At 64.7% G+C, this 12,936-nt stretch carries 12 protein-coding genes; 8 read left to right on the top strand and 4 right to left on the bottom strand.

Features of this window, described 5'->3' with window-relative positions; translation table 11 throughout:
• Window positions 1–80: 80 nt before the first annotated feature.
• Window positions 81–1,022, bottom strand: coding sequence for an amino acid ABC transporter substrate-binding protein (locus tag O1Q03_RS16910; protein ID WP_269504864.1), 942 nt, complete (start codon window positions 1,020–1,022; stop codon window positions 81–83).
• Window positions 1,023–1,035: 13 nt separating this feature from the next.
• Entirely contained in the window at window positions 1,036–2,343 is a 1,308-nt protein-coding gene (locus O1Q03_RS16915; RefSeq protein ID WP_269504866.1) for a dicarboxylate/amino acid:cation symporter, read from the bottom strand.
• 201 nt (window positions 2,344–2,544) lie between these two features.
• Here O1Q03_RS16915 and O1Q03_RS16920 point away from each other — a divergent pair, with 201 nt between their 5' ends.
• Complete coding sequence (locus O1Q03_RS16920) at window positions 2,545–2,721, top strand: hypothetical protein (RefSeq protein WP_269504868.1); 177 nt, start codon at window positions 2,545–2,547, stop codon at window positions 2,719–2,721.
• A gap of 37 nt (window positions 2,722–2,758) precedes the next feature.
• On the opposite strand, the gene O1Q03_RS16925 is transcribed toward O1Q03_RS16920, so the two are convergent.
• Window positions 2,759–3,703 carry a LysR family transcriptional regulator gene (locus O1Q03_RS16925; RefSeq protein ID WP_269504869.1) on the bottom strand — a complete coding sequence of 315 codons (945 nt, stop codon included), beginning with the start codon at window positions 3,701–3,703 and terminating at the stop codon, window positions 2,759–2,761.
• A 174-nt stretch (window positions 3,704–3,877) separates the two neighbouring features.
• Between O1Q03_RS16925 and gltP the strand changes: the two genes are divergently transcribed.
• The 6 genes from gltP to O1Q03_RS16955 all read left to right on the top strand — a co-directional run bounded on the left by gltP (window position 3,878) and on the right by O1Q03_RS16955 (window position 10,962).
• A complete protein-coding gene (gene gltP, locus O1Q03_RS16930) occupies window positions 3,878–5,206 on the top strand; it encodes a glutamate/aspartate:proton symporter GltP (protein WP_269504871.1) in 1,329 nt (442 codons plus the stop codon).
• Between the two features lie 53 nt (window positions 5,207–5,259).
• A complete protein-coding gene (locus O1Q03_RS16935; protein WP_269504873.1) occupies window positions 5,260–6,537 on the top strand; it encodes an aminotransferase class V-fold PLP-dependent enzyme in 1,278 nt (425 codons plus the stop codon).
• Between the two features lie 176 nt (window positions 6,538–6,713).
• Window positions 6,714–7,463 carry an electron transfer flavoprotein subunit beta/FixA family protein gene (locus O1Q03_RS16940; RefSeq protein WP_269504874.1) on the top strand — a complete coding sequence of 250 codons (750 nt, stop codon included), beginning with the start codon at window positions 6,714–6,716 and terminating at the stop codon, window positions 7,461–7,463.
• A gap of 16 nt (window positions 7,464–7,479) precedes the next feature.
• Window positions 7,480–8,424: an electron transfer flavoprotein subunit alpha/FixB family protein gene (locus O1Q03_RS16945; protein WP_269504875.1), complete on the top strand. Its 945-nt coding sequence runs from the start codon at window positions 7,480–7,482 to the stop codon at window positions 8,422–8,424.
• Complete coding sequence (locus O1Q03_RS16950; protein WP_269504876.1) at window positions 8,414–9,292, top strand: HpcH/HpaI aldolase/citrate lyase family protein; 879 nt, start codon at window positions 8,414–8,416, stop codon at window positions 9,290–9,292. Before O1Q03_RS16945 ends, O1Q03_RS16950 begins: the two co-directional genes overlap by 11 nt.
• Window positions 9,293–9,759: 467 nt before the next feature.
• Window positions 9,760–10,962 carry a GGDEF domain-containing protein gene (locus tag O1Q03_RS16955; protein WP_269504877.1) on the top strand — a complete coding sequence of 401 codons (1,203 nt, stop codon included), beginning with the start codon at window positions 9,760–9,762 and terminating at the stop codon, window positions 10,960–10,962.
• A gap of 52 nt (window positions 10,963–11,014) precedes the next feature.
• Here O1Q03_RS16955 and O1Q03_RS16960 read toward each other — a convergent pair whose 3' ends face one another.
• Window positions 11,015–12,181 carry a pyridoxal phosphate-dependent aminotransferase gene (locus tag O1Q03_RS16960; RefSeq protein WP_269504878.1) on the bottom strand — a complete coding sequence of 389 codons (1,167 nt, stop codon included), beginning with the start codon at window positions 12,179–12,181 and terminating at the stop codon, window positions 11,015–11,017.
• A gap of 53 nt (window positions 12,182–12,234) precedes the next feature.
• Here O1Q03_RS16960 and O1Q03_RS16965 point away from each other — a divergent pair, with 53 nt between their 5' ends.
• A complete protein-coding gene (locus O1Q03_RS16965) occupies window positions 12,235–12,885 on the top strand; it encodes a GntR family transcriptional regulator (RefSeq protein WP_269504880.1) in 651 nt (216 codons plus the stop codon).
• Window positions 12,886–12,936 lie beyond the last annotated feature (51 nt).

The raw sequence follows: 12,936 nt of genomic DNA on the forward strand, positions 1-12,936 counted from the left end.
CGTTCATCGGGGCCGCGTTTGTTGCGTCGTTCATCGGGGCCGCGCTTGTTGCGTCGTTCATGTCAACGATGTCGCCGCACTCATTCTCCCTTCACGCCGATCGTCTCGATGATGGTCTCCAGGTGCGCGCTCATCGGCAGATTCAGACTCACGCCAGACGGAAGCGGGCGCATGAACCAGCGCTTGTACTGACGCGCGATCTCGCCGTCGGCGGCCAGTTCCTGGAATGTGCTTTTCACGACCTGCGCGAGCTGCGGATCGTCCTTGCGGAACATGATGCCGTACGGGTCGTAGGACAGAAAATCGCCCACCACGTCGTACTGGCCGCCCTTGCTCGCATTCTCGGCGATCAGGCCGTACAGCAGCACGTCGTCCGTCGCGAACGCGTCGGCGCCGCCGTTCGCGACGAGCGCGAAGCCCTGCGCATGGTCCGGCACCACCTGGAGCTGGATCCCGAGCCGGAACCGGTCGTTCAGGTCGCGCAGCGCCTTCTCGTTGGTCGTACCGGCCGTCACCGCGACTTTCTTGCCCGCGAGATCGCGGAACGAGCGGATCGGCGCGCCGCGTTTCACCATCACCTTCGTGCCGGCCACGAAGAAGATCGGCGAGAACGCCACGCGTTTCTGGCGCTCGAGGTTGCTCGTCGTGGAGCCGCATTCCAGATCGACCTTCCCGCTGACCACCGCGTCGATGCGGTTGTCGGACGTGACCGGCACCCAGCGGATCGTCAGGCTCCGGTTGATCGCGTCCTCGATCGACGACACGAGCGCCTTGCACAGCTCGATCGAATAGCCGATCGGCTCGTTGCGCGCGTTCAGGTACGAGAACGGGATCGACGCGTCGCGATAGCCGAGCGCGATCGTGCCGCTGGCGCGCACCTTCGCGAGCGTGCCGGTCAGTTGGGCCGGCGCGAACGGCTCGACGCGCGGCAGCGTCGACGGCGCATCTTCCGCGTGTGCGGTCGCGCCCGTGGCAAGCAGGCCCGCGAGCGCGAGCGCACGCCAGAATCGCTGCATCTTCATCGCGGGGCCTCCGTCAGGCTTGCGTCGGATGCGCGATCGTCGCTTCCTGTTCCGCTTCGATGCGCGCCGCGTTGGCTTCGGCTTCCGCTTCCGACAGAAGCTGGCCTTCCCATTTCGCGACCACCGCGCTCGCGATCGAATTGCCCACCGCATTGGTGGCCGAGCGGCCCATGTCGAGGAACGTGTCGACGCCGAGAATCAGCAGCAGCCCGGCCTCCGGCAGCCCGAACTGGTGCAGCGTGGCCGCGATCACGACGAGCGACGCACGCGGCACGCCGGCCATCCCCTTCGACGTGAGCATCAGCACGAGCAGCATCGTGATCTGCGTGCCGAGCGACAGGTGCACGTTGTACGCCTGCGCGATGAACAGCGACGCGAACGTGCAATACATCATCGAGCCGTCGAGGTTGAACGAATAGCCCATCGGCATCACGAAGCTCGAGATCTTGCGCAGCACGCCGAAGCGGTCGAGCGCGTCGAGGATCTTCGGGTACGCGGCTTCGGAGCTTGCGGTCGCGAACGACAGCATGAACGCTTCCTTGATCAGCGCGAGCAGCTTGAACACGCGACGGCCGAGGAACGCGAAGCCGGCGGCGACGAGCGCGCCCCACAGCAGGAACAGGCTCAGGTAGAAGTCGCCCATGAACACCGCGAACTTCAGCAGTACCGACAGCCCGTTGACCGCGACGGTGGCGGCCATCGCGGCCATCACCGCGAGCGGCGCGAGCTTCATCACGTAGCCGGTGATCTTGAGCATCACGTGCGACAGCTGGTCGATCGCGGCGATCAGGATCTTGCCGCGCTCGCCGAGCGCCGACAGCGCGACGCCGAAGAACATCGAGAACACGACGATCTGCAGGATTTCGTTATTGCTCATCGCCTCGGCGAACGATCTCGGCACCATGTGGCCGACGAAATCCTTCAGCGTGAACTTGGAGGTCGCGAGGTTCGCGGAGGCGCCGATGTCGGGCAGCGGCAAGCCCAGATTGTCACCGGGCCGCAGCAGGTTCGCCATCAGCAGCCCGAGCAGCAACGAGACCAGCGACGCGGTGACGAACCACGTGATCGATTTGGCGAACACGCGTCCGACCGATGCCGCGTCGCCCATGTGCGCGATGCCGACGACCAGCGTGGAGAAGACGAGCGGCCCGATCACCATCTTGATCAGGCGCAGGAACACGTCGGAGACGAGCGAGATGTACCCGGCGACTTCGGCGGCGGCCTTCTTGTCCGGAAAGCTCGTGAAGACCATGTAGCCGATCGCGATGCCTGCCACCATCGCGATCAGGATCCAGACGGCTGCAGCATTCTTCTTTCGCATCGTGAGCCTCCCATGCAGCGGTTTCGCAAGCGGGAATGGAAGGACGATACAGGACCAGAATCGCGATGAACAGTGCAACCGGATTCGGGTTTGCGCTAGCGCTGTGTTTCGGCCGATCGGGCGACCGCGATTGCGCCGGTGGCGCTTCGTGCGTGCACGCCGGCGCAACCGGATACCGATTGGTGCGGAGCAGCATGACGCGTGGCCGACGGCCCCTGCATTGCGGTAACAGCGCTGCGCTCGTTGCCCATGTCCTGCGCGAACCGACCGACGATGTTGCGTTGCGGTTTCAACGTGCCGCGCCACGCGCGGGAGTCGCGGCATCTGCTGCGGGTGTCGACCGTATTCAAACATCTGTCGACGACGCTGAAGATCTGACCGCGTGCGGCGGTGCGGCGGATGCGGGCGCATCGCGTCATGGGCGTGCCGGGCCGCTGCCGCCCTGATCATGCGCGCGGGGATCCAGCAGGCTCGTGCTGAAATCGCACGCCTGCGCCGCGAGCCGGACGATCTCGGCGGTCAGCGAATGCGCGCGTTCGCCGCGATGCAGCGCGACGTAGCGCACCGGCGGCAGTGCCGGCTGCGTGCGCACGATCTCGAGCGCGTCGCAAGCGACGAGGTGCGCGACGCACGCCTTCGGCAGATAGCTGATGCCCAGGCCCGACAGCGTCAGGCCGATCTGCGCGAGCAGGCTGTTGCTCGACAGCACGCGCTGAGTCGCGACGCCGTGTTCCTGCAGAAAGCGCGTGTACAGGTGCCCGGTGCCCGACAGGTTTCCCTGCAGGATCAGCGGAAACCGCGCGAGGTCCGTCAACGACACGGCGGCCCGGGACTTCGGCATGAATCCGGCCGCGCACATCCACGCGTTGTCGACCTCGCCGACCACCGTCGCCGTAAACGAATCCGTCGGATGAATCTGTGGGACCACGATCAGATCGATCGTGTCGGCCGCGAGCCGGTCGCGCAGCGTTGCGGTCAAGTCGACCTCGGCCTCGACCTGCACGCGCGGATACGCGGCCTGGATCGCCGCGATCAGGCGCGGCAGCCACGTCAACGCGGTCAGCTCGGTCACGCCGATCCGCACGTGCCGCACCAGCGCTTCCTTCGAACTCATCCGCTCGACCACGCGATCGCGCTGCTCGAGCAATGCCTTCGCGTGATCGAACAGCTCGGCGCCCTTGTCGGTGAGCCGCGCGCTGCGGTGCGCGCGGTCGAACACGGTCAGGTCGAACGCGCGTTCGAGTTCCTGGATCCGTTTCGACACGGCCGACTGCGTCGTATTGAGGCGCGTCGCGGCCGCGTCGAACGAGCCGAGCTGCACGATCCAGTACAGCGCTTCCATCTGCTTGAACGTGAGCATCGCGTTTCACTCGATAGATGAAGAAAAGCGATATGTTCTCATGTCAAAAAATCGCTTTTTTTACATATTTCGGCTGTTTAAGGTGCTCTCGTTGCGTCGCCCGGCGAGTGCGTTCCTCAGAAAACGCGCCGCATCGCACGCAGCGTTCAATCGCCCCCATTTCCTGGAGATTGCATGGACACCGTCATCGACTCCCCGCCCGTCGCCGGCGCGGCACGCAAGCCACGCGTCGGTCTCGCGTGGCAGATCGTCATCGGCCTCGTTATCGGCATCGCCACCGGGCTCGTGCTGAACCGGTTTCCTCAGTTGCGCGACACGGCCGTGTCCGGACTGCTGCAGCCGGCCGGCGACATCTTCATCAAGCTGGTGCGGATGATCGTCGTGCCGATCGTGTTCACGAGCATGGTGATCGGCATCGCGGGCGTCGGCGACGGCAAGTCGCTCGGCCGCATCGGCATCAAGACGCTGCTCTACTTCGAGGTGGTCACGACGATCGCGATCGTCCTCGGGCTCGTGATCGGCAACGTGCTGCAGCCCGGCGTCGGCACCGACATGTCGCAACTCGGGCACACCGACATTTCCCGTTTCCAGCAGGCCACGCAACAGGTACAGCAAGGTCATCACGGGCTGATGGCGCTGGTGCTCGGCATCATTCCGGACAACATCGTCGCGTCGATGGCCAAGGGCGACCTGCTGCCGGTGATCTTCTTCTCGCTGCTGTTCGGGCTCGGGCTGCAAACCGTGCCGGAAGAACACCGCAAGCCGGTACTCGCGATGCTCAAGGGTGTGGCCGACGCGATGTTCAAGGTGACGAACATGGTGATGCGCTATGCACCCGTCGGCGTGTGTGCGCTCATCGCGGTGACCGTCGCGAGCTTCGGTTTCGGATCGCTGCTGCCGCTGCTGAAACTCGTCGCCGTGACTTATTTCGCGATCCTGCTGTTCGCGATCGCGGTGCTCGGCGTGACCGCGCGGCTGTTCGGCTTTCGCGTCGTCACGCTGCTGCGCGTGATCAAGGGCGAGCTCATCATCGCGTTCTCGACCTGCAGCTCGGCGACCGTGCTGCCGCAGCTGATGAAGAAGATGGAGGACTACGGCGTGCCGAAGAGCATCACGACGTTCGTCGTGCCGACCGGCTACACGTTCAACCTCGACGGCGCGTCGATCTATCTCGGCATCGGCACGCTGTTCGTCGCGCAGCTCTATGGCGTGCACCTCGACTGGCAGCAGCAGATCCTGCTGACGCTGACCATGGTCGTCACGTCGAAGGGCGCGGCCGGCGTGCCGGGCTTCATGTTCGTGATCATGCTCGCGACGCTCGCCAGCGCCGGGCTGCCGCTCGAAGGGCTCGCATTCATCGCCGGCGTCGACCGGATCATGGACATGGGCCGCACCGCGCTGAACGTCGTCGGCAATGCGCTCGCGCCGCTCGTCATCGCGAAATGGGAAGGCCAGTACGACGCTGAGAAGGGCCGCGCGTACGTCGAATCGCTGCGCGGATGAACGCCGCCCTGCATGCATCGCACAGTATTCCGAAGCAAAAAGGAGCATCGAAGATGAGCAGTACCCGTGGAGCACTTTTCCCCGAAGCGTTGATGCAGCAGATCAAGTCGCGCTTCCATCACGTCGATCACGATCTCGACGGACGCGAGCGCCTGTTCTTCGACAATGCCGGCGGGTCGTTCCGGCTGAAGGACGCGGTCGATGCGTACGCAAGGATCGATGCGCTGCCCGATTGCCCCGAGCGCATTCACGAACGTGCGCTCGACCTGCAGGCGATCCAGGCGCGCGGCGAGGCCGACGTCCGGACCATCCTGAACGCCGACGTCGGCACCGTGTTCGCGTCGCTGACGGCGTCGGGCGCGATGTTCGACATGGTGCGCGCGATCATGGAGAACGTGCCGGGCACCAACGCGGTGACGACCGTGCTCGAGCATCCGTCGTCCTACGACGCGATGACGGTCTACGCGGAACGCACCGGCAAGACGCTGCGCATCGCGCCGAGCGATCCGGTGACCGGCGGCGTGGACGTCGACGCGATCGTGTCGCTGGTCGACGCCGATACCGCGCTGCTCAGCGTGATGGTTGCGTCGAATATCTCCGGCGCGAAGTTCGATATCGAGACCATCGTCGCGCGTGCGCGGCAGAAGAAGCCGGACCTCTTCATCGTCGTCGACGCGGTCCAGCATGCGCCGCACGGCGTCATCGACCTGCGGCGCACGCCGGTCGACGCGATCAATTTCGCGCCGTACAAGTTCTTCGGGTGCCGCGGCTCGGGTATTTCGTGGCTGTCGCCGCGCGCGGCGGCGTTGCCGCATCATCGGCTCGCCGCGAAGGAGAACGGCGTCTGGGAACTCGGCAGCCCGGCGCCCGCGCAGTTCGCGGTCGTCACGTCGATCGTCGATTACGTCACGTGGATCGGCCGGTATTTCCGCGACTCGGACGATCGCCGCGCGCTGTTCGTCGAGGGCATGGAGCGGATCGAACTGCATGAACGCGCGCTGCTGGCCGCGTTGCTGGACGGTTGCGATGGGCGCCGCGGGCTGCGGGCGATCGACGGCGTCGACGTCTACTGGGATCACGACGACCTGACGAAGCGCGACCTGATCGTCGGGATCGGCTTCGCGCATCTGGAACCGACGCAGGCCGTGCGCGAATACGAGAAGAATGGCGTGATCGTGTACGAGCGGGTTGCGTCGAGCCTGTATTCGGGCCGGATGCTGAAATCGTTCGGGCTCGGCGGCGCGGTGCGGATATCGCCGCTGCATTGTCATTCGCCGGACGATATCGCGCGATTCCTCGCGATTACAGAAACACTGGCAGCGCAGCGCTGATCGACGACACGGCCCGGATCCTCCGGGCCGTGTTGCATCTGGCGCTCGAAAAAGGTGCGCCCAATAGGTTTGGGCTATGACCGGCAGAGTCAATCGATAGTTGTCGCCGCACCGGATTGCGCGTGTAATGGCTCGCGATATTGGAAGATGCCAACGACTCTATGGAGGAGCAGCGCGTGAAGATCGTGGTCGCAGTGAAGAGAGTGGTCGATTACAACGTGAAGGTCCGCGTGAAGTCGGACAACATGGGTGTGGACATCGCGAACGTGAAGATGTCGATGAATCCGTTCGATGAGATCGCGGTGGAAGAAGCCGTGCGGTTGAAGGAAGCGGGCGTGGCAACGGAAGTGATCGCGGTATCGGTGGGCGTGGCGCAAGCGCAGGAAACGCTGCGTACGGCGCTGGCGATCGGTGCGGATCGCGCGATCCTGGTCGAGTCGAACGACAGCGTCGAGCCGCTGGCTGTCGCGAAGATCCTGAAGGCGCTGGTCGACAAGGAACAGCCGCAACTGGTGATCCTCGGCAAGCAGGCGATCGACGACGATTCGAACCAGACGGGCCAGATGCTGGCTGCGCTGGCGGGCCTGCCGCAAGCGACGTTCGCGTCGAAGGTCACGGTCGTCGATGGCCGCGTGACGGTCGCACGGGAAGTCGACGGCGGCGCGGAAACGCTTTCACTTCAACTGCCCGCAGTCGTGACCACCGACCTGCGCCTGAACGAGCCGCGCTACGTGACGCTGCCGAACATCATGAAGGCGAAGAAGAAGCCGCTGGAAACGGTGAAGCCGGAAGACCTGGGCGTGGACGTCGCGCCGCGTCTGAAGACGCTGAAGGTGGTCGAGCCTCCGAAGCGCGCGGCCGGCGTGAAGGTGCCGGACGTGAAGACGCTGGTCGAGAAGCTGAAGACCGAAGCCAAGGTGCTGTAAGAGGGAGCGCAAAGAAATGACGATTCTGGTGATTGCAGAACACGACAACGCGTCGATCAAGGCGGCGACGCTGAACACGGTGGCAGCGGCGGCCGAAGTTGGCAAATTCGTCGGCGGTGACATCCATGTGCTGGTGGCAGGCCACAACGCGCAAGCCGCGGCCGATGCGGCAGCGAAGATCGCAGGCGTGTCGAAGGTGCTGCTGGCCGATGCGCCGCAGCTAGCGAGCGGTCTTGCAGAGAACATCGAAGCGACCGCGCTGAACATCGCGAAGGACTACTCGCACATCCTCGCGCCGGCGACCGCGTACGGCAAGAACATCGCGCCGCGTATCGCCGCGAAGCTGGACGTCGCGCAGATCTCGGACATCACGGCGGTCGATTCGGCCGACACGTTCGAGCGTCCGATCTACGCGGGCAACGCGATCGCGACGGTCCAGTCGAGCGATCCGATCAAGGTGATCACGGTGCGTGCAACGGGCTTCGATCCGGTTGCAGCGGAAGGCGGCAACGCGTCGGTCGAGAAGATCGAGGCGGCCGCAGACGCAGGCAAGTCGCAGTTCGTGAGCCGTGAAGTGACGAAGCTGGACCGCCCCGAACTCACCAGCGCAAAAATCATTGTGTCGGGCGGCCGCGGCTTGGGCAGCGGCGAAAACTACACGAAGGTTCTGGAACCTCTGGCGGACAAGCTTCAGGCAGCGCTCGGCGCTTCACGCGCGGCAGTCGACGCAGGCTACATGCCGAACGACTATCAAGTGGGCCAGACCGGCAAGATCGTCGCACCGCAGCTGTACATTGCGGTGGGCATCTCGGGTGCGATCCAGCACTTGGCCGGCATGAAGGATTCGAAGGTGATCGTCGCGATCAACAAGGACGAAGAAGCACCGATCTTCAGCGTGGCCGATTACGGCCTCGTCGGCGATCTGTTCGAGCTGGTTCCGGAGGTGGTCAATGCCGTCTGACGCCACGACGCAGTCCGGCGGCCTCGGCGGCCCGCCGCCGGCTCAGTCATACCTGTTCGTGCCGGGGAACAAGCCTGAACGGTTCGACAAGGCGCTTGCGAGCGGCGCCGACGCGGTCATCGTCGATCTCGAGGATGCCGTCGAACCCGACGCGAAAGCGGCCGCGCGCGACGCGATCGCCCGCTGGGTTTCGCCCGAGCATCCCGTGCTCGTGCGGATCAACGCGCGGCACACGCCGTGGTTCGAGGCCGACGCCGCGCTCGGCGCGTTGAAGGGCGTGGCCGGCATCGTGCTGCCGAAGGCCGAAAGTGCCGAAGACGTGTGCGCCGCGATTGCGCTCGCGCGCCGGCGCGTGCCCGTCTATCCGCTGATCGAAAGCGCGAACGGCGTGTGGAACGCGCTCGCTATCGCGAAAGCGCCGTACGTCGAGCGGCTGATGTTCGGCACGCTCGATTTCATCGCGGACATGGGGATGCCGGACGACGGCGTGTCGCTCAATCACTTCCGGTCGCAACTCGCGTTGATTTCGCGGGTGGCCGGCATCGAATCGCCGGTCGATGGCGTGACGCCCGACATTCACGACGGCGAGCGGATCGCGCGCGATGCGTTCAACGGCAAGCAGCTGGGATTCGGCGCGAAGCTGTGCATTCATCCGAAACAGATCGCGTTCGTGCACAAGTGTTTCCGACCGAGCGAGGACGAGGTCCGGTGGGCGCAGCGGATTCTCGATGCGATGCGTGATTCCAGCGGCGGCGTGGTGACCGTCGACGGGAAGATGGTCGACCGGCCGGTGCTGTTGCGCGCCATGCGGATCGCGGCGCTGGCTGCGTCGGTCAGCGTGGCGGCGAGCGGGGCGGCCGGCGCGTGATGCGACGCGGCGTGTTCGCGGGATAGCGCTCGCCGCAATCAAGGAAGTGCGGCGCCGTGACCGGCGGCGGGCTTGATCGCTCGAACATATGAAGCGCAGCTTCGACGAAGAAGCCGGCCCTCGATCATCAATGTGTCCCCGTTTCTTCCGTTTCGGGGCGAATTGAATTATCCGGGCGCGCGGACACCGCTGTCCGCGCCCGGTCAACTTCAACTATTCGACTTCCATGCCGGAAAGTGCTGCACAATCACGGCTCTGCTGACGGACTGTCGGAAACACGCGATGAATTTCGCGCCGGATGCTCTTTCCGGCGTGACCCGGGGCGGAAACCCACCCGACCCGCGGGTTCTGCTTGGGAGCACGGGCCACGCCGTTGCCCTTTCTCAAGGATTCGCAGAATTTGCCGTTATCTCAGTTCATCCTGAACCTTTCCCTCGTCGTGGCGAGGACGCGCTCTGACACCGGCGATGAGAGTCGATTTAGCAACCCTTTACTTTCTGATAATCGGAACGCTGTTGTCCAGTTCCGCGATGATGTATTGGGAGCACACGTCTCATCCCAAGCGCGGCAAGGAACTGCGGATGCTTGCGGCCGGGTATGCGACGCTCGGGATCGGCTGCGCGACGGCGGCATTCCGGAACGAACTGCTCGGCGCCGCTGGCGCTGCTGTCAGCAATCTCGTGATTCTGACCGGTTATCTGATCGTTCTGCACGCGGTGGCCATGTTCAACGGCCGGCGGCATGTCGCGGGTTCCATCGGGTTGCTGGTCTTGATGGGGATGACGTGGATGGTAGGCGGCTCGCGCTGGCAGGCTGTCGTATGGCTTTATGCCAGTGCGTTCCCGATCGCGCTCGTTTCGGCCATGACGGCCTTCGAGCTGATGCGAAACGACGGAATGCCGTCGGTTCAATCTCGCCGCGTCGCGGTCGCGGTGACGGGTATCCACGCGATGTTTTACGCCGCGAGGGCGTTCGTCCTGCCGTGGCTTGCTCCGATCTTTGGCGCGCACGTGCTGGCGGTTGCCAGCGAAATCACCATGTACGAAGGCGTGCTCTATTCGGTGGTTTTGCCGATGACGTTGCTTCGGCTCACCCGGGAAGAAGTTCATGGCGAGTTGCTGCGGGAGTCTCGTACGGATTATTTGACGCGCGTGGGTAATCGGAAGCTGTTTTTCGAAGAGGGCGAGCGGGCGATCAACGACTGCGCGCTGCATCGGCGCCCCGTCACGCTGCTTGCGTTCGATCTCGACCACTTCAAGAGAATCAACGACCGCTACGGGCACAAGACCGGTGACGAGGTGTTGAAGTCGTTCGCGGAAACCGTTCGAGCCGCTACGGATGCGGAGGCGATTCTCGCGCGCATCGGCGGGGAAGAATTTGCGGCGCTGCTGCCCGGGCACGACAGCCACAGCGCAAAAAAGGTCGGCGATGGCGTTGCAGAACGGTTTGCAACGCTGTCGCACAACGCCAACGGTGCGCCAATTTACGCGACCGTCAGCATTGGTCTGGCGGAATTCGGGCGCGATACGGCTTCGCTTACCGATCTGCTAGCGTCAGCCGACCTCGCGTTGTATCGCGCCAAGTCGCTGGGCGGTAATCGACTCGTCCATCACGCTGACGGGCGAGCCCTGGAACAAGAAGAACCGCCGCCTCTCCAGCAGCCAGGCTGATGCAGTCGATCCGGACAGGCATGTTTGCGGCGGCACAATTCGCGGGCGACCGTCATGCGCGGTCCAGCGCGAAGCGCACCCTGTCTCCGAGCGTGCGCAACCGCTCGACCGGTTCGTTCGAGAACACGAACCGGACGTACTGCTCGCCGTGTGCGACGCCCCATCCGGTCATCGCCGTCGCACATACGCCGCGGCTCAGCAACCGTTCCGACATCTGCGCTCCGGTCAGGCCGAAGTCGGACACGCGCAGCAGCATCGACCAGCCGCCCGCCGGCATGCCGAACGGCAGCCCCGACAGTTCGGCGGCGATCGTGTCGCGGCGCCGCTCGAGTTCGCCTACATAGCCAGGCAGATCGGATGCGGAATGCTCGAGCGCGACCGCCGCGGCTTCCTGGGCAATGCCGACCGGCACCACGACATTGGCGAGCGACACTGCGACGAGATCGGGAATCAGCCATTCCGGCGCGACGATCCAGCCTACCCGCCAGCCAATCATCCGAAGCTCCTTCGACGCTGCACCGACCGTGATCGTACGCTCGGCCATGTCGGGCAGGCTCGCGGGATGGATGACCGTTCGTCCATCGAAGAGCAGCCGTTCCATCGCACTGTCGAGGATCAGCAGCAGATCGTTCTGCACACACAGCCTTGCGATCAGCCGCCAGTCGGACGCATCGAAGCAACCGCCCGAAGGCATCGACGGAGACATCAGCAGCATGGCCCGCGTGTTCGGACCGATTGCCGCCCGCAGCGCGGCCTGGTCCAGCTTCCATTCGCCGCCCGGCGTGAAGTCGAACGGTACTTGCCGGGGCACGCCGCCCGCAAGGCGGATGCGATTGAGCAGCCCCGCGTACGTCGGATCGGTGACGATGACTTCGTCGCCGATCTCGACGGTGGCGAGCAGCGTATTCAGAATGCCGGAGAGTCCGCCCGCCGAAATCACCACCTGGTCGGCCGTAAAGCGCTGCCCCGAAAGCGCCGACACATGGGCGGCAGCGCTCGCGCGCAGCCGATCCTGACCGACGAACGGCAAATAGGAGTTCGCCGAATCCCGCTCGATTGCCGCTCGGGTGAAGGCGAGCGCCTCTATAGTGGGCGGGATGTCGGTATCGAGATTTTCCAGTCGCAATAGATCGACGTCGGCGTGATCGGCGATCGAGCCCATGCGATCGACGCCGATGCCGGCGATGTGCTGGAGACGGGCAGGACGATTGTGGCGCATCGCAGCTCCGGTGTTGTTACAATTTAATAGATAATAGATAAATGGTGGTCGGAATGAATCAGGAAGTCAAGGGAGAACCGTCGCTGGCCGATCGGATCGCCGCCGCATTGGCGGACCGCATCATCTCGGGCGTCATTGCGCCGGGGGAGTGGCTGCGTCAGGACCACATCGCCGCCGAATTCGGCGCGAGTCATGTGCCGGTACGCGAGGCGTTCAGACGGCTGGAAGCGCAGGGGTTGGCAGTGGTAGAACCGCGACGAGGCGTGCGGGCGGCGCCGCTCGAGCCATCCGACGTACTCGAAATGGCCAAGATGCGCGCCGCTTTCGAGTCGCTCGCGCTGCGGGAGGCGATCCCCGCGCTCGACGCGGGGGCGCTGGAGGAACTCGATGCGATCCTCGACCAGGAGTCGGCGGCGCACGGCGTAGCCGTGCTCGGCACACTGAACCAGCGGTTTCATCGCGCTTTGGCGGCGCGATGCGGAATGCCGCGCCTCCTCGACGCAATCGACGACATGCATCGGACCAGCTCACGGCATCTGTACGCGACGTGGCAGCAACTCGACTGGCAGGGCCGCTCGAACGACGAGCATCGAAACATCGTCCGGGCGATACGCGACGGCGATGTGGACGCAGCATGCGCGGCCCTGTCCGCGCACATTCTGGCTGCGGGCGACGCGCTGGCTGATGCGTTGCGTAGCCGGTAGGCGCGTCGGGTCGCCACTCACGGCCCAACCCCACCGCTACCCGCTAGAATT

It is taken from the genome of Burkholderia sp. IMCC1007, assembly GCF_027257875.1.
Classification (GTDB): Bacteria; Pseudomonadota; Gammaproteobacteria; order Burkholderiales; family Burkholderiaceae; genus Burkholderia.

Excerpts from the sequence above, each read along its gene's own strand:
- O1Q03_RS16925 (WP_269504869.1), bottom strand. The coding sequence starts at position 3,703 with ATGCTCACGTTCAAGCAGATGGAAGCGCTGTACTGGATCGTGCAGCTC.
- O1Q03_RS16910 (WP_269504864.1), bottom strand. The coding sequence starts at position 1,022 with ATGAAGATGCAGCGATTCTGGCGTGCGCTCGCGCTCGCGGGCCTGCTT.
- O1Q03_RS16955 (WP_269504877.1), top strand. The coding sequence starts at position 9,760 with ATGAGAGTCGATTTAGCAACCCTTTACTTTCTGATAATCGGAACGCTG.
- O1Q03_RS16935 (WP_269504873.1), top strand. The coding sequence starts at position 5,260 with ATGAGCAGTACCCGTGGAGCACTTTTCCCCGAAGCGTTGATGCAGCAG.
- O1Q03_RS16945 (WP_269504875.1), top strand. The coding sequence starts at position 7,480 with ATGACGATTCTGGTGATTGCAGAACACGACAACGCGTCGATCAAGGCG.
- O1Q03_RS16965 (WP_269504880.1), top strand. The coding sequence starts at position 12,235 with ATGAATCAGGAAGTCAAGGGAGAACCGTCGCTGGCCGATCGGATCGCC.
- gltP (WP_269504871.1), top strand. The coding sequence starts at position 3,878 with ATGGACACCGTCATCGACTCCCCGCCCGTCGCCGGCGCGGCACGCAAG.
- O1Q03_RS16960 (WP_269504878.1), bottom strand. The coding sequence starts at position 12,181 with ATGCGCCACAATCGTCCTGCCCGTCTCCAGCACATCGCCGGCATCGGC.
- O1Q03_RS16915 (WP_269504866.1), bottom strand. The coding sequence starts at position 2,343 with ATGCGAAAGAAGAATGCTGCAGCCGTCTGGATCCTGATCGCGATGGTG.
- O1Q03_RS16950 (WP_269504876.1), top strand. The coding sequence starts at position 8,414 with ATGCCGTCTGACGCCACGACGCAGTCCGGCGGCCTCGGCGGCCCGCCG.